The 624-nt window shown below is 74.0% G+C and carries 1 protein-coding gene; it reads right to left on the bottom strand.

The annotated features are described in order from the left end of the window. Window positions 1–312 precede the first annotated feature (312 nt). Window positions 313–624, bottom strand: a 312-nt coding sequence (locus ACSAMQ_RS20610) for an SPOR domain-containing protein (RefSeq protein WP_435397443.1), incomplete at its 5' end; no start/stop codon positions are given.

Genomic DNA, 624 nt, shown 5'->3' with positions numbered 1-624 from the left:
GCGCGGCGGCCGCGGCGGCGGGCGTCTGCGCCCAGGCCGAGGCGACGCCGGCGACGGTGGTGACCAGGAAGGCCGAAGTCAGCGCGGCGAAGGCGGCGGCGCGCGGGGTGAAGCGGGCTTTCATCGTTGAACTACTCCGGAAGCCGGCGCTGCGCCGGCCAAGGTGTTGGGTGGTCTCCGGCACGGCCGTCCTGGCGCGCGCCGCTGAAATTGCCGGAGCGGGCGATCCTTCCCGTTCCGCGAAACCGTGCATCCTGCCTCAGATGCGCGGTCGCTGCAGCCGCCGACGTCGTCGGGGGCCGCAAGAATCGATCAATCGCGCACGCGCTGCGGCTGTCCGAACCCCAGACCGACGATACGCGCGGCAAGTTCCGGCGCGGCCGAGGCCTGCAGCGGGCCGACCCGCAAACGCCAGACTTTCTGGCCGTTGGAAGCGTTGCCGTCGAGCAGGCGGGCGGCGCCGATGCCGGCCCCGCGCAGCATGGTCAGGGCCCGGTCGGCGTTGCTGCGCGCCGAGAAGCTGGCGACCTGCAGGGTCACATCGCTGCCGCTGGGCGCGGCGTTGCCTTCGACTGCGGCGGCGACTACGGCCGCGGCCTTGGACGGGCTCGGCGGCGGCGGCGC

Source organism: Lysobacter sp. 1R34A (genome assembly GCF_051217035.1).
GTDB lineage: Bacteria > Pseudomonadota > Gammaproteobacteria > Xanthomonadales > Xanthomonadaceae > Lysobacter.
Note: the sequence above shows the minus strand (reverse complement) of the source record. Positions and strands in the feature narration are given on the sequence as shown.